Source organism: Nocardiopsis halophila DSM 44494 (assembly GCF_000341245.1).
In the GTDB taxonomy this organism is placed as follows: Bacteria; Actinomycetota; Actinomycetes; order Streptosporangiales; family Streptosporangiaceae; genus Nocardiopsis_A; species Nocardiopsis_A halophila.
In genome coordinates this window covers 43,766-58,462 of sequence record NZ_ANAD01000010.1, presented here as the reverse complement: position 1 = coordinate 58,462, position 14,697 = coordinate 43,766, and the positions used below count along the sequence as shown (strand labels likewise).

11 protein-coding genes, 1 pseudogene and 1 riboswitch are annotated in these 14,697 nt (G+C 74.5%); of the genes and pseudogenes, 7 read left to right on the top strand and 5 right to left on the bottom strand.

Going from position 1 to position 14,697, the window contains the following annotated elements:
• Positions 1 to 267: 267 nt before the first annotated feature.
• Positions 268 to 1,221 (bottom strand): LysR family transcriptional regulator, encoded by a 954-nt coding sequence (locus tag D450_RS0101150; RefSeq protein ID WP_017536853.1) that lies wholly within the window; start codon positions 1,219 to 1,221, stop codon positions 268 to 270.
• A 140-nt stretch (positions 1,222 to 1,361) separates the two neighbouring features.
• Here D450_RS0101150 and D450_RS0101145 point away from each other — a divergent pair, with 140 nt between their 5' ends.
• The 3 genes from D450_RS0101145 (at position 1,362) to D450_RS0101135 (ending at position 4,842) form a co-directional block, all read left to right on the top strand.
• Positions 1,362 to 2,636, top strand: coding sequence for a pyridoxal phosphate-dependent aminotransferase (locus D450_RS0101145; RefSeq protein WP_039820009.1), 1,275 nt, complete (start codon positions 1,362 to 1,364; stop codon positions 2,634 to 2,636).
• 298 nt (positions 2,637 to 2,934) lie between these two features.
• The gene (locus tag D450_RS0101140) at positions 2,935 to 3,219 is read left to right on the top strand and encodes a DUF6457 domain-containing protein (RefSeq protein WP_017536851.1); all 285 of its coding nucleotides are present in this window, start codon (positions 2,935 to 2,937) and stop codon (positions 3,217 to 3,219) included.
• Positions 3,220 to 3,432: 213 nt separating this feature from the next.
• Positions 3,433 to 4,842, top strand: a complete 1,410-nt coding sequence (locus D450_RS0101135; RefSeq protein ID WP_026128312.1) for an alanine/glycine:cation symporter family protein — start codon at positions 3,433 to 3,435, stop codon at positions 4,840 to 4,842.
• Positions 4,843 to 4,926: 84 nt separating this feature from the next.
• Here the strand turns inward: D450_RS0101135 and thiD are convergent, their stop codons facing one another.
• Both thiD and D450_RS0101125 read right to left on the bottom strand, forming a co-directional pair.
• Complete coding sequence (thiD, locus tag D450_RS0101130) at positions 4,927 to 5,730, bottom strand: bifunctional hydroxymethylpyrimidine kinase/phosphomethylpyrimidine kinase (RefSeq protein WP_017536849.1); 804 nt, start codon at positions 5,728 to 5,730, stop codon at positions 4,927 to 4,929.
• A riboswitch (TPP riboswitch) is annotated at positions 5,719 to 5,827 on the bottom strand. (Overlaps the previous gene by 12 nt.)
• 52 nt (positions 5,828 to 5,879) lie before the next feature.
• Positions 5,880 to 6,881 (bottom strand): DUF368 domain-containing protein, encoded by a 1,002-nt coding sequence (locus D450_RS0101125; RefSeq protein ID WP_017536848.1) that lies wholly within the window; start codon positions 6,879 to 6,881, stop codon positions 5,880 to 5,882.
• A gap of 584 nt (positions 6,882 to 7,465) precedes the next feature.
• Between D450_RS0101125 and rocD the strand changes: the two genes are divergently transcribed.
• On the top strand, positions 7,466 to 8,743 hold the full coding sequence (gene rocD, locus D450_RS0101120; protein ID WP_017536847.1) for an ornithine--oxo-acid transaminase: 1,278 nt from the start codon (positions 7,466 to 7,468) through the stop codon (positions 8,741 to 8,743).
• 76 nt (positions 8,744 to 8,819) lie between these two features.
• On the opposite strand, the gene D450_RS0101115 is transcribed toward rocD, so the two are convergent.
• Both D450_RS0101115 and D450_RS0101110 read right to left on the bottom strand, forming a co-directional pair.
• The gene (locus tag D450_RS0101115) at positions 8,820 to 9,932 is read right to left on the bottom strand and encodes an SGNH/GDSL hydrolase family protein (RefSeq protein WP_017536846.1); all 1,113 of its coding nucleotides are present in this window, start codon (positions 9,930 to 9,932) and stop codon (positions 8,820 to 8,822) included.
• Between the two features lie 358 nt (positions 9,933 to 10,290).
• Positions 10,291 to 11,592, bottom strand: coding sequence for an 8-amino-7-oxononanoate synthase (locus tag D450_RS0101110; RefSeq protein ID WP_017536845.1), 1,302 nt, complete (start codon positions 11,590 to 11,592; stop codon positions 10,291 to 10,293).
• A 352-nt stretch (positions 11,593 to 11,944) separates the two neighbouring features.
• Here D450_RS0101110 and D450_RS29140 point away from each other — a divergent pair.
• The 3 genes and pseudogenes from D450_RS29140 to D450_RS0101080 all read left to right on the top strand — a co-directional run bounded on the left by D450_RS29140 (position 11,945) and on the right by D450_RS0101080 (position 14,556).
• Positions 11,945 to 13,293: pseudogene (locus tag D450_RS29140) on the top strand (adenosylmethionine--8-amino-7-oxononanoate transaminase).
• A complete protein-coding gene (gene bioD, locus D450_RS0101085; protein ID WP_017536840.1) occupies positions 13,290 to 14,009 on the top strand; it encodes a dethiobiotin synthase in 720 nt (239 codons plus the stop codon). The pseudogene D450_RS29140 and the gene bioD overlap by 4 nt, the downstream one beginning before the upstream one ends.
• Before the next feature lie 4 nt (positions 14,010 to 14,013).
• Complete coding sequence (locus D450_RS0101080) at positions 14,014 to 14,556, top strand: Uma2 family endonuclease (RefSeq protein WP_017536839.1); 543 nt, start codon at positions 14,014 to 14,016, stop codon at positions 14,554 to 14,556.
• The last annotated feature ends 141 nt before the right edge of the window (positions 14,557 to 14,697 follow it).

Below are 14,697 nucleotides of genomic sequence, written 5' to 3'. Positions count from 1 at the left end.
GGTCCGCCCGCCACTGCCCTGGACGGGCCCGCTTTCGGAGCCCTCCCCGGGCCCTGCCCCTGGCGGGCGGTCCCTCGGCACGCCGTCGGCCGTGGGCGGGGTGCCGTCACACCGGGGCCGTGTCCGAGTGGTGTCATTCCCGTCCGACCGGTTCAGCGCCGTCGTCACGGCTCTGTGCCGGGCCCGGGCCGCCTTCGGTCGCCCGACCGACGGCGGACGCGGCCGTGGTGAAGCCGGGTGGGACGTCACCGCCGCCCCTCAGGTCCTTCAGTCCCCGGTCCCCGGGATCCGGTCGAGGGCCTCGTCCAAGTCGCGTTGGACGTCTAGCGCGGCCTTCTTCAAGGCCCGGAGCGTCACCCCGATCGCCGGGCGCCGCAGGCTCGCCGCGCGGACGGCCATGTAGACGTCCCTCGACGGCGCGTGCGCGGGGAGCCTGCGGAACGCCAGACCGGCCGTTCCCGAGCTCAGGGCCATGGCGGGGACGGCCGCGATCCCGATGCCCCGGGACACGAGGCTGAGGATCGTGCCCAGCCCCTCGAACTCCCACGCCGCCTGCGGGGCCCCGCCCAGGTCCGCGAGCAGGGTGTCGGTCCCGTAGCGCGACGGCTCGCCCTGCGGGGCGGCGATCCAGGCCTCGTCCAGCAGCCGGTCCAGCTCCACGGGCACCGCCGGGTCGGCCAGCCGGTGCCCTTCCGGGACCGCCAGCACCATCGGGTCGCGCAGCAGGTGCTCGTGCCGGAGCCTGCCCGCGCCGGTGTCGGGGCGGCGCCCCCGCCAGTCGTCGACCAGCGCGACGTCGGCCTCCGCGGCGCTCACCTGGCGCACCCCGGCCCCCTCGGTGGTCTGGCGCAGCACCAGCTGCATGCCGGTGTGCCGGCGCAGGCTCTGCGCCAGGCGCGGCGCGAACGCCACCGCCGCGGTCGGGAAGGCCGCCACCGTCACCCGGCCGGTCACCTGCCCGCGCCGCTCGTCCAGGACCGCCTCGGCCGCCTCCACCAGCGCCAGGATCTGCTCGGCCTGGTCGGCCAGGAGCCTGCCGGTCTCGGTCAGCTCCGCACTGCGGGCGGTGCGGTCCAGCAACTGGGCCCCGGCCTCCCGCTCCAAGGCCGACAATTGCTGCGAAACGGCGGAGGCCGTATATCCCAGCGCCGCGGCCGTCGCCGCGATCGTCCCCTTATCGGCGAATTCCTTCAGCAGCTGGAGCCGTCGCAGATCGAGCATAAGACCACCTTACGCTCACCATCGAAAAGAGTCGCTTGTGCTGATGGGTAGAAGTGGGCAGGCTGAAGTCGCGAGGCCGTGGGCCCCACCGGCCCCAGGCCTCCCACCAGCCGCCGGACGTATGCGGGGTCGATTTCTCCATGTCTGTTGCCGTGTCCGCCACGCTCGCCGTGAACGAAGCCCTCGAGGAGAAGCGCCGCCAGGGCGTGGCCGTCCTCCCCCTGGGCTTCGGCGAGGCCGGGCTTCCCGTCCACTCCGCGCTGAGGGACGCGTTGGCCGCGGGGGGAGGGTGCAACTCCTACGGGCCGGTCGCCGGGGAGCGGGGGCTGCGCGAGGCCGCCGCCGGCTACTGGGCCCGCCGCGGCCTGGACACCGACCCCGACATGGTCGTCGCCGGCCCTGGCAGCAAGCCGCTGCTGTACGCGCTGCTGCTGAGCATCGGCGGCGACGCCGCGATCGCCGCCCCCAGCTGGGTCAGCTACGCCGCGCAGACCCGCCTGGCCGGGCGGCGCCCGCTGTTCGTGCCCACCGAGCGCGGCCAGGGCGGCGTCCCCCAGCCCGACCTGCTCGCCGAGGCCGTGCGCACCGCCCGCGAGCAGGGCCGCGACGTGCGCGCCGTGATCGCCACCGTCCCCGACAACCCGACCGGCACCGTGGCCGGCGCCGACACGGTCCGGCGCCTGGCCGAGGTCGCCCGCGCCCTGGACCTGGTGGTCATCTCCGACGAGATCTACCGGGACCTGGTCCACGACCCGGCCACCGAGGTGCCCGGCCCCGCCGAGTTCGCCCCGGAGCGGACCGTGGTCACCACGGGCCTGAGCAAGAGCCTGGCCCTGGGCGGCTGGCGGCTGGGCGTGGCCCGGCTGCCCGAGGGGCCGCTGGGGGAGCGCCTGCGCGCCGGGCTGCTGGGCGTCGCCAGTGAGATCTGGTCCAGCCCCGCAGGCCCCGTCCAGCGCGCCGGGGCGATGGCCTTCCAGGAGCCCGCAGAGCTGGTCGCCCACGTCGAGCGGAGCCGCCGCCTGCACGGCGCGGTCGCGCGCGCGGTGGCCGAGCGGTTCACCGCCGTGGGCGCGCGCGTGGCCGAACCGCGGGCCGCCTTCTACCTCTACCCCGACTTCGAGGCCCACCGGGAGCGGCTGGCCGCCGACTTCGGCGTGGTCGACGGGCCCGGCCTGAGCCGGATGCTGCTGGAGCGCTACGGCCTGGGCGCGCTGCCGGGCGTGGAGTTCGGCGAGGGCTCAGAGGCCCTGCGCCTGAGGGTGGCCACCAGCCTGCTCTACGGGGACTCCGACGCCGAGCGCTATGCGGCGCTGGCCGTGGACGACCCCACGGGCCTCCCCTGGATCCGTGCGCACCTGGACCGCTTGGAAGAGGTGCTTGCCGAGGTCGCCGAGCCCGTCGCGGCGGCCGCCTGAGGTGGGGCGCACGGAAGGGGCGCCGACGGCACGGCGGCGGGCGGACGCCGAAACGACAACCGAAGCGAACCCGGAAAGCGGGGGCGAGGAGCGGGGCCGGACATCGCGGAAGGGCCGGTCCCGCTCCTCTGCGCGGGCAACCCTAGCGGTAGGCACTCGGCGCCCTTGGGGGTGGGCCCGCCGCACGGCGCCGAGAAGGCCGGTACGGAGCCCCGCCGCGCTTCTAGCGCGCGCTCGGCGGCGGATGGCTCTAGGATCGCGAGCAGTCTTCATCGCACATTCCTCATGAGGAGCACTGATGACGCTCGTGGAGTGGGCGCGCCTGGTGTGCGCAGAACTCGACCTGCCGGAGGAGGTCGGCAAGGACGACGTCGACCGCGTGCTCGACCTCGCCCGGGACGCCGCGCACTCGGTGGCGCGGCCGGCCGCCCCGGTCACCACCTTCCTGCTGGGCATCGCCGTCGGCCGGGGCGCCGACCCGGACGAGGCCGCCCGGGCCCTGAGCCGGCTGGCGCTGGAGCAGGCCGACGGCGGCGCCGGCGCCGCCGGAGGGGCGGAGGCCGGCGGCCAGGACAGCGGATGACCCGTTGATTTCCGCTGGTCACGGGCCCTCCGCAACCGGTGTGTGGAGGGAACGTGACGTGAACGTGACGAATCGGTGTGAACCTGGCGGATTGCGGCGCCTCCTGACCCTGGAGTCCGTGCCCGCCAGGGGATCACCCCCTCGGGGCGTCCGGCGACCTCCGGGCGCACCGTGCCCCCGTCCCCCCGTCCGAGATCGATTGGGAGCCCTCACGTGGAACAGACCGTGAGCCTTTTGGAAGACCTATCGGGAATCATCTGGGGGCCGTGGGTCCTCATCCCCCTGTTGCTGATCACGGGGCTGTTCCTGACGGTCCGCCTGCGACTGCTGCAGTTCCACAAGCTCGTCCACGCCCTCTGGCTGGCCTTCGTGCGCCGCAAGGAGACCGACGGCGAAGGCGACATCTCGCACTACCAGGCGCTCAGCACCGCGCTGGCGGCCACCGTCGGCGTCGGCAACATCGCCGGAGCCGGCCTGGCCATCGGCATCGGCGGCCCCGGCGCGCTGTTCTGGATGTGGATGACCGGCCTGGTCGGCATGGCCACCAAGTACAGCGAGGCCCTGCTGGGCGTGAAGTACCGCCAGCGCGACGCCGTCGGCAAGCAGAGCGGCGGGCCGATGTTCTACCTGAAGAACGGCCTGTCCGGCGGCCTGGGCACCACGCTGGGCTTCCTGTTCGCGCTCTTCGGCGCGATCGCGGCCTTCGGCATCGGCAACGGGACCCAGGCCAACACCGTGGCCCAGCAGGTCTCGGAGAACTGGAACGTGGCCCCGTGGATCACCGGTGCGGTGATGACGGTGCTCATCGGCATCGTCGTCATCGGCGGCATCAAGAGCATCGGCCGGGTCGCCTCGGCGGTGGTCCCGGTGATGATCCTGCTCTACATCGCCGTCACCCTGGTGGTGCTCATCGTCCACGTGGGCGACCTGCCCGCCGCGCTGGCGCTGATCGTCACCGACGCCTTCACCGGCACCGCGGCCACCGGCGGCTTCGTCGGCTCCACCGTGCTGATCGCGCTGCAGATGGGCGTGGCCCGCGGCATCTTCTCCAACGAGTCCGGTCTGGGCACCGGCGCCATCGCGGCGGCCGCGGCCAAGACCGACCAGCCCGTGCGCCAGGCGATGGTCTCGATGACCCAGACCTTCATCGACACCATCATCGTGGTCACCATGACCTGCCTGGTCATCATCGTCACGGGCGTCTGGGAGCACGGCGACGACGACGGCGCGCAGCTCACCTCGGCGGCGCTGCAGGAGGGGCTGGGCACGCTCTCGCCGGCCCTGGCGCCGATGGCCGGGTACATGCTCGCGATCGCGGTGGTGGTCTTCGCCTTCACCACCATCCTGGGCTGGTCCTACTACGGCGACCGCTGCGTCGACTACCTGGCCGGCCACCGCGTGGTGCCCTTCTACCGGGTGGTCTTCGTCCTGGTGGTCTTCGTCGGCGCCACCGCCCAGCTGGACGTGGTCTGGCTGTTCAGCGACATCGCCAACGGCCTGATGGCGCTGCCCAACCTGGTCGGGCTGCTGCTGCTCTCGCCGGTGGTGGTCGCCGAGACCCGCCGCTACTTCTCCAACCCCGAGTGGAAGAACCCGGACATCCGGGTCCCGGAGAACCGCTAGCGCCCCCGAGCGGTACCGGGGAACGGAAGAAGGGCCCGTCCGCCTGCGCGGACGGGCCCTTCTTCCGTCGGAGGGCGGGCCCGGTCACCACCAGGCGTGGAAGTGGTGGACCGGCCCCTTGCCCGCGCCCACGTCCAGCTCGTCGGCGCGCCGCAGCGCCCCGGTCAGGTAGTCCTTGGCCTCCCGCACCGCCGCCGCGCAGCCGTCCCGCTGCGGGAGCAGGGCGGCGATGGCCGACGACAGGGTGCAGCCGGTGCCGTGGGTGTTGCCGGTCGGCACCCGCGGCGCCGAGAACGCCCGGGCCTGGGCCCCCGGCTCCACCAGCAGGTCGGTGCTCTGGGCGGTGTCCTGGTGGCCGCCCTTGATCAGCACCCGGCGGGCGCCCAGCTCCAGCAGGCGGCGGGCCTGGGCCTCCATGGCGGCGGTGTCGGCCGCCTCCGGCTCGCCCAGCAGCTCGGCGGCCTCGGGCAGGTTCGGGGTGATCAGGTCGGCGCGCGGCAGCAGTTCGGTGCGCACGGCCTCGATCGCGTCGGCCGCCAGCAGCCGGTCGCCGCTCTTGGCGACCATGACCGGGTCCAGGACCACGTGCGGAGGCCGGTAGGCGTCCAGCGCCCCGACCACGGCGGCGATCACGTCGGTGTCGCCCAGCATGCCGATCTTGACGGCGTCGGCCCGCACGTCCTGCAGCAGCACGTCGAGCTGGCGGGTGATGAACTCCGGGGGCACCCGGTGCACCGCCGCCACCCCGGTGGTGGTCTGCGCGACCAGGGCGGTCACCACGCTCATGCCGTACCCCCCGAGTGCGGAGAAGGCCTTGAGGTCGGCCTGGATCCCCGCGCCGCCGCTGGGGTCGGTCCCGGCGACGGACAGGATGTTGAAGGAGCTCATGGGCGTCCCTTCGCTAGTGCGAGCTAGTGCAGGTTCGACGGGTCTGATCTCAGCCGCGGGCGGAGGAGGGCTCCGCGCGGCACCCCGCGCCGGTATTCGGTTGCGGCCGGGCCGTCGACGGCGGCCCGGCAGGGTGTGCGATCAGCGTGTCACATGCGCGGTGCGGCTGCGGAGGCGGGTCGGGCGTGCCTGCCGCCGCGCGGGGCGCCGCCTCCTCCGCGGCCCTCGCCGCGCGAGTCCGCGTGCCCGTCGCCGTCCCCGCGCCGGGAGCGGGTCGCGCGCTCCAGCAGCAGCACGGCCACCACGACGGCGAAGCCGACGGCCATCAGCAGGACGGTGAACGGCACCTCCGTGGGGGCGTAGAAGGTGCGGTCCTCGTGCTGCCAGGGCCACAGCGCGCGCAGGGAGCCGGCGAGCAGGCCGGTCATGACCACCATGGCCAGGTGGTGGTGGCGGTCCAGCAGCCACTGCAGGAGCTTGACGAACAGCGCCCCGCCGATCAGGGCGCCCAGGAAGAAGGTGCCGATGTAGCCGAGGTCGCGGTCGTTGAGGGCGTTCATGGTGGGGGCGTACAGGCCGAGCGTCAGCAGGATCAGCGAACCCGACATGCCCGGCAGCACCAGGGCGGAGACCGCGACCGCGGCCGCGCACACCACGATCAGCGGGTTGGGCTCGATCTGCGAGGGCGGGAGCCCGATCAGCACGAAGGCGACCGCCGCAACGCCGAGCGCCAGCAGGTAGTCGCCGATGCGCCAGCGCTCGGGGGTGCTGGAGTAGGGCACGTAGACCGAGGCCAGCACCAGGCCGAAGAACACGGCGTAGGCGAACTGCTGCTCGGACTCCACCAGCGGGGCCAGCAGCTTGGCCGCGGTCAGGGCCGCCGCCGCCATACCGATCAGCACCGCGAACACCGCGGCCCAGTCGGCCTGGCGGAACTCGGCTGCGGCGCGCGCCGTGCCGCGTCCGCGGGGCAGGTCGGAGACGGTGAGGCGGATGCCGCTGACCACGTGGCCAGCCGAGGTGATGATGGTCTCGTAGATACCGGTGATCAGGGCGACGGTGCCGCCGCTGATCCCGGGCACCACCTCGGCGGTGCCGATCAGGGCGCCGCGGACCAGGTTGAGGGCGTGGGTGCCGATTGGTTTGGCCATGTCTCGCGTTTCGTCGATGGGTCTGGGGAGGCGGGGCGCACGGCGGCGGCCTGCGGAGGGGCGGGCGTCGGGACGCCGCGCCCCGGGCGTCTCGTCTTCCCGGACGGTCCCCGGCGAAGGCCGGCCGTCACCCGTTCAGAGGCCGCAAGGACTCCGCGGGTTCGCGCGGGGCGCGGGAAACACGCCCTAGTCTAAGGACTCCCGGCCTGGATGCGGCGCCGAATCCGGCCTGAGTGACGGGTTTTCGGAAGCCCTGGACCCGTTCCACTGGGCGCCCGGAACCGTGTCCGCTCTGCCGCCCGGGCCGTCGCCGCCCAAGGGGAGTCCCCGAGCGGCGCGCCCTGTCGGACCCTTGCGGAGCGCCGGGACTGGGCTTTCGGCCGGGCGCGGCGCTCGAACGTGTCCATATGTCCACTCCCGGCTTCCCCGCGCCCCCCGTCCTCTCTGTCTCCGAACGGACCCTTGTGCCCCCTGAGCGACGTCTGTTCTTCTGCTGTGGGTCCCCCGGGGCGCGCGTATCGTCCGCGGGCCGCGGGGTATCCCAAGAGCGACACGATCAGCGTTGATCGGAAAGGGACACCTGGATGAGCGACACCCGCGTTCTGGGAAGCAGGCCCTCCGGAGGAGACCCCTCCGGTCCTCCTGTCTCCACCGCCGACCACATCGCCCTGGCCCAGGCCCGCTCGGCCCACAACTACGCGCCCCTTCCGGTCGTCATCGCCTCCGGCGAGGGCGCCTGGGTGACCGACGTGGAGGGGCGGCGCCACCTCGACATGCTCGCCGGATACTCGGCGATGAACTTCGGCCACGCCAACCCCGACCTGCTCGCCGCCGCCCACCACCAGCTGGACCGGGTGACGCTCACCAGCCGCGCCTTCTACAACGACCAGTTCGCGCCGTTCGTCGCCGCACTGGGGGACCTGGCGGGCAAGGAGCGCGTGCTGCCCATGAACACCGGCGCCGAGGCGGTCGAGACCGCCGTCAAGGTCGCCCGCAGGTGGGCCTACGACGTCAAGGGCGTCCCCGACGGGGAGGCCACCATCGTCGTGGCCGGCGGCAACTTCCACGGCCGGACCACCACCATCGTCTCCTTCTCCTCCGACCCCGACGCCTACGGCGGCTTCGGCCCCTACACCCCCGGGTTCCGCTCGGTGCCCTACGGCGACGCCGAGGCGGTCGCCGAGGCGGTCGACGGCACCACCGCCGCGGTCCTGGTGGAGCCGGTGCAGGGCGAGGCCGGGGTGGTGGTGCCCCCGCCGGACTACCTGCCGCGCCTGCGCGAGCTGTGCGACCGCGAGCGGGTGCTGCTCATCGCCGACGAGGTGCAGTCCGGGCTGGGCCGCACCGGAACGGTGCGGGCCTGCGAGCACACCGGCGTGGTGCCCGACGCCTACCTGTTCGGCAAGGCGCTGGGCGGGGGCGTGCTCCCGGTCTCGGCGATGGTCGCCGACGAGTCGGTGCTCGGGGTGATCCAGCCGGGCCAGCACGGCAGCACCTTCGGCGGCAACCCGATGGCGGGCGCGATGGGGCGCACCGTGGTGCGGATGCTCAACGAGGGCCCCTACCTGGAGAACGCCCGGCGGCTCGGCGAGGTGCTGCGCACCCGCCTGAAGGAGTTCGTCGGCGACGGCGCGGTGGCGGCCCGCAGCATCGGCCTGTGGGCGGGGATCGACGTGGACCCGTCGCTGGCCAGCGGCCGCCGCATGTGCGAGCTGCTGGTCGAGCGCGGCGTCCTGGTCAAGGACACCCACGGGTCGACGATCCGGCTCTCCCCGCCGCTGGTGATCTCCGAGGAGGACCTCAACTGGGGCCTCGACCAGCTGGGCGCGGTCCTGGCCGACCTCAAGGCCGGGCGGGGCTGACCCCGGGGGACCGGGTACGCGGGTCCGGGCGCGCACCGGACCCGCGTACCCGGCCCCGGCGCCTCCGTGCCGCGGGTCAGTCCAGGTCGCGGGCGAGGACCTCGGGCCCCGCGGAGTCGACGGTCTCCCTGGTGGCGTACAGCTCCCGGTCCGGGCCCTCCTCCACCTGGGTGCGGACCCTCCGGGCGAACGCCCGCTGCCCTTCGGCGGTGGGGTGGAAGCTGCTCCGGTCGACCCGGATGCCGTCGGTCAGCCCCTCCAGCACGACCCCGTTGAGCCAGGCCCCCTCCGCGCTCACCTCGTGGCCCTTGAGCGCGGTGTAGGTGTCGACGAACTCGACACTGCCGACGTCCCCCTGCTCGGCGATCTCCCGGTCCGCTTCACGCGCCGTGGCGCGCAGCCGGTCGTTGAAGCGCCGCACGGTCTCGTTCAGCCAGGCCTGGTCCTCCACGGTCAGCGTGTAGTACATGCCGGAGGGGTCCTCGGGGAACAGGCGCGGGTAGCCGACGAGCAGCAGGCGGGCGTCGGGCGCGCGGTCGCGCACCTCGGCGATGATGTCCTCCAGGGTGTCGTCGAAGGCCCGCATCCGCCGGTCGATGTCCTCCTCCTGCCCCTGGCACACGCCGCCGGAGACCAGCGGGACCCGCACCATGCAGGTGCGCAGCACCGGGGTGAAGCCCAGGTCGTTGCCGCCGATCCCCAGGCTCACCAGGGAGGTGTACTCCCCGATCGCGTCCAGCTGGGCGTCCTCCTCGCCGATCTCCTCCAGCAGCTGCGCGCCCTTGTGCTTGCTGCAGGCGACGAAGCCGAAGCCGCCGGAGAACGCGAAGGCCTCGGAGGTGCGGGCGGGGTAGGCGTTCTCCGAGCGGTAGCAGCCGTCGTCGCCGGCGCCGGAGCGGTAGTCGCCGGCGCCGTCGCCCGAGGAGTAGGAGTCGCCCAGGGCCAGGTAGTGGCCCCAGGTGGCGGCCTCGACCGGCTCCATGGCCAGCCGCCAGTCGTCCGCGGATCCCGGCTCCTCGCCGGGTGGGCCCCCGCCGGGCGCGCAGCCGGTCCCGGTCGCCGAGCACCAGGCGCCGGCCAGCCCGTCGCGGGTGACGGGCACCGCAAGGGCGAGGACGAGCAGCAGGACCATCGATCCGGCGGCGGCGGCGAGCACGGTGCCGCGGCGGCCGAGTCGGGGTGCGCGCACGGTCGGCCACCGCCCTTCGCTCGCCTCGCGGCCCTGGCTCCGATGGGCAGGGTACCCGCGGTCGCGGCGCCCGCGGAGTATCGGCGCCGCCGCTCGCGGGGGCCTGCGCCACCGGAAGGCGGGCGTACGCCGGCCGATCCCCGCCGACCAGTGCGGACACGGGGCGGGAGGTGCGCATCACACCGTGGCCGGATCCGGAAGGGCCGTCCCGCCCTGGACACCCGGGACGGCGTCCTCGCTCGGTGCACCGCTCAGAGAGCGGTGGGCCGTCCTGTCCTCGATCGGGGTCCCAGGTCCGCCCGATGCGCACTCAGAGCCGGCCGCGGCCGCGGCCGCGGCCTTGAGGCCGGAACCCGGGTCACGACACCGGGGCCGGTCCGTCCGGCCCCTTGGGGCGGGTCCGGGCCACCGTGTCGATCGCGCGGTCCACCTCGGAGGCGGAGAGGTCGGCACGGGCGGTCAGGCGCAGGCGGGGGACGCCGTCGGGGACCGAGGGCGGGCGGAAGCAGCCCACGCGCACACCGTGCTCGGCGCACCGCCGCGCCCACTGCACGCACTCCTCAGGGGTGTCCGCGGCCACGGAGACCACGGCGCCGTCGGGGAGCGAGGCGCGCAGGCCGTGCCCGGCGAGCCCGCGGGAGAGCGACCGGGCGCGCTCGCGGAGCCGCTCGGTGAGTCCGGGGTCGGCGCGCAGCAGGCGCAGCGCTTCGAGGGCCGCCCCGGTGGAGGCGGGGGCGAGTCCGGTGTCGAAGATGAACGTGCGCGCGGTCTCCACCAGGTGCCGGATGACGGGCGCCGGACCGAGCACGGCCCCGCCCTGCGCGCCCAGGGACTTCGACAGCGTCACCGACACCGCGGTGTCCGGGGCGCCGCGCAGTCCGGCGGCGGTCGGGGCGCCCGCGCCGCCCGCCCCGACGACACCGAGGCCGTGGGCGTCGTCCAGCAGGAGCGCCGCCCCCGCCGCGCGGCAGGCGGCCGAGAGGCCGGAGAGGTCGGTGAGGTCCCCGTCCACGGAGAAGACGGTGTCGGAGACGACGAGGCGCCGCTCGCTCCCCGCCGGGTCCGGTCCGTGCAGAGCGCGCTCGGCCGAGGCCGGATCGGCGTGGTCGAACAGCGAGACGCGGGCGCCCGAGGCCTTGGCCAACCGGGCGGCGTCGATGAGGGAGGCATGGTTGAGGCGGTCGCACACCAGGTGGGCGCCCCGGCCCGACAGCGCCGTCACCATGGCGAGGTTGGCGGCGTATCCGGAGGAGAACACGAGCGCGGACTCGGCCCCGGTGAAGTCGGCGAGCTCTTCCTCAAGGGCCCGGTGGAGCAGGGTGTCGCCGGTGACCAGCCGCGATCCGGTCGCTCCTGCGCCCCAGCGCCGTGCCGCGCCCGCGGCGGCGTCCGTGACCCGTCGGCGGCGGGCGAGCCCGAGGTAGTCGTTGGAGGCCAGGTCGAGCACGTCGTCATCGTGGGCGCGCGGGCGCAGGACCCGGGTGAGCCCGGAGGCGGCCCGCCGCTCTGCGGCGCCGGAGAGCCAGGCGAAGGGCCCTGAGGGGGTGGAGCGCGGCCGGGCGTGCGGCGCGGTGTCGCCGGTCGTCGCGGTCACGGTCGATGCCTTTCTGCCGGGGCGTTCGGTGCGCGGGGCGGTCTGCGGCGCCCGCCGGTCCGGCACCCGTGCCGGCCCGGGCGGATCGCGGCCCCGCCACTCGAGCGGACAGGGTCGTCCCCACGATCTGGTCCTCCGTCGGGTCCTGGCGCACCCCCGCTTCCGAGGCGCCGCCTCACCGGGGCTTTCGTCAGTTCAGCGGGATGCCTCCTTCGCCCCGGGCCGACCGCCCCGGGACCGCCCCCGCGGGCGGGCGGCGCTGGTCCACCGCCCGCCCGCGCCGCCTGGAAGCGGACACGGGGAGCCTCACACGGTCCGCGGGGCGCCGTCATGCGCGAGAAGACACAAACATCGCGCGCGCAAATCTGTGCGGCGGAGCATCGCCGGGCGCCGTGCGCCCTAGGGAGGATGACCGATCATGACGTCTCCGACCCGACCGGCCTCCAGTGGCGCCGACCCCGCCGCGGCCGCAGACGCCGCAGCCCAGTGGGTCCGCGAAGTCGACCGCGACCTGCTCTGGCACCCCTATTCGTCCGTGGGGCCCGGCGCCGCCGGCGCCCCCTACGTCGTCACCGGTGCCGAGGGCACGCGCCTGCGCCTCGTCGGCGACGACGGCCGCGAAAGGGAGGTCGTCGACGGCATGTCCTCCTGGTGGTCGGCGATCCACGGCTACCGCCACCCCGTCCTCGACGCCGCCGCCCGCACCCAGATCGACCGCTTCGGCCACGTCATGTTCGGCGGTCTGACCCATGAGCCCGCCGCGCGCTTGGCGGCGCTGCTGTCCGCCGCGGCCCCGGGCGACCTGCGGCACGTGTTCCTCGCCGACTCCGGGTCGGTGTCGGTCGAGGTCGCCCTCAAGATGTGCCTGCAGTACCAGCGCTCGCAGGGCAGGCCGCAACGCCGCAGGATCATGACCTGGCGCGGCGGGTACCACGGGGACACCTTCCACGCCATGTCGGTGTGCGACCCGGAGGGCGGCATGCACACGCTCTGGGGCGACGTCCTTCCCCGGCAGGTGTTCGCCGACGCCCCGCCCCAGGGCTTCGACGCCGACCCCGACCCCGATTACGTCGCCCACCTGGAGCGGACGGTCGCCGAGCACGCCGACGAGCTCGCGGCCGTCATCGTGGAGCCCGTGGTGCAGGGGGCCGGGGGCATGCGCTTCCACAGCCCCGGGTACCTGCGCGCGCTGCGCCGCATCACCCGGGAGCACGGGCTGCTCCTGGTGTTCGACGAGATCGCCACCGGCTTCGGCCGCACCGGGGCCCTGTTCGCCGCCGACCACGCCGGGGTGGTCCCCGACGTGATGTGCCTGGGCAAGGCGCTCACCGGCGGCTACCTCACGCTCGCCGCCGCCCTGTGCACGCCGGAGGTGGCGCGCGGCATCTCGGAGGGGGAGGTGCCGGTGCTCGCCCACGGGCCCACGTTCATGGGCAACCCGCTGGCGTGCGCGGTGGCGGCGGCGAGCGTGGGCCTGCTGACCGGCGGGGACTGGCGCGGCGGCGTCGCGCGGGTCGAGCGGGGCCTGCAGGAAGGGCTCGCGCCCGCCCGGGACCTGCCCGGCGTGCGCGACGTGCGCGTGCTGGGCGCCATCGGCGTCATCGAGNGCCCCCCCCCCGCGCCGCCGTCGCGGCCGGGTGCTGGCTGCGGCCCTTCCGCAACAACGTCTACGCCATGCCCCCCTATGTCTGCGGCGAATCCGACCTGGAGGCGATCACCGGCGGCATGCTCGCCGCCGCCGGGGCCTCCCTGGAGGCGACCCGATGACGGTGGTGCTCGTCGCCGGTACCGGGACCGGGGTGGGCAAGACCGTGTGCACGGCCGCGCTGGCGGCGCTCGGCGTGCGGTCGGGCCGCCGGGTGGCCGTGCTCAAACCGGCGCAGACCGGGGTGGCGCCGGGGGAGGCGGGAGACGCCGAGGAGGTGGCCCGCCTGGTCCCGGGGGCGACCGTGCGCGAGCTGGTCCGCTACCCCGACCCGCTCGCCCCGGCCGTCGCCGCCCGCCGGGCCCGGATGCCGGGGCTGTCCGCCGAGCGGGCGGCGCGGGCCGCCGCCGACCTGCACGGCGGCCACGACCTGGTCCTGGTCGAGGGCGCGGGCGGGCTGCTGGTGCGCTGGGACGAGGCCGGCGCGACCCTCGCCGACGTGGCGGTGCGGCTGTCGGCCCCGGTCCTGCTGGTCGCCCGGGCGGGCCTGGGCACCCTGAACGAGACCGCGCTGACCGCCGAGGCGCTGCGCCGCCGCAGGATCGAGTGCACGGGCGTGGTGATCGGCAGCTGGCCCCGGGAGCCCGGCCTCGCCGAGCGCTGCAACCTCGGGGACCTCCCGGCGGAGGCCGGGGCCCCGCTTCTGGGAGCGCTGCCCGAGGCCATGGCCGGCCTGGAGCCCGGAGAGTTCGCGGCCTGCGCTGAGAAGGCCCTGGGGCTAGCATGGGAGGCGACGGTGATCAGCCGCGAGGCCTGGTACCACGCCCTGAAGGAGTAGACGGATGACGGTCGCCGAATCCCCGGTTCCCCAGTCCAGAGCCGCCGAGCTGCTGGATCGACACGGAATCCGCTACGAGGTCGTCAACGGGGAGATCATCATTTCACCGTCACCGTCCCAGCTGCACCAGGAGATCCAGCTGGACATCCTGCTGCAGGCACGGCACAACGGCTACCCCGCGACGATGGACGCGTCCGTGGTCTTCCCCGGCACTGACGACGAGCTGCGACCGGACGTCGCCGTGTACGAGGAGGGGACGGAACTCCCCAGAACGGGGATGCGGCCCGGACACACGATTCTCCTGGCCGTCGAAGTCGTCTCTCCGGCATCGCGGATCATGGACGAGTTCGGGAAGAAGGAGAGGTACGCCGCGCTCGGCGTGCCGAGCTACATGGTCATCCGCCAGAGCGGGGACCTCTGGACCCTCCACAGCTCCCCCGAGGAGGGGAAGTACATGCAGCTCACCGAAGGGCCGATGGGCGACTTCGCGCACGTCCCCTCGCTTCCCTGGGCCGTTCGCACGCGGAGCCTCGACCGCTATATGTAGCGGCGGGGCGGGCCCGTGGCAGGTATGGCGCCCCCGTCCACGCCCGTCTTCCCTCCTGTGCGGCTCGCGCCCATGGTGTGCACCTCATCGCCCCCGCAGGCTTGAACGCCGGGGGAAGAGGTCTCCCGCCCCAGGGAAACG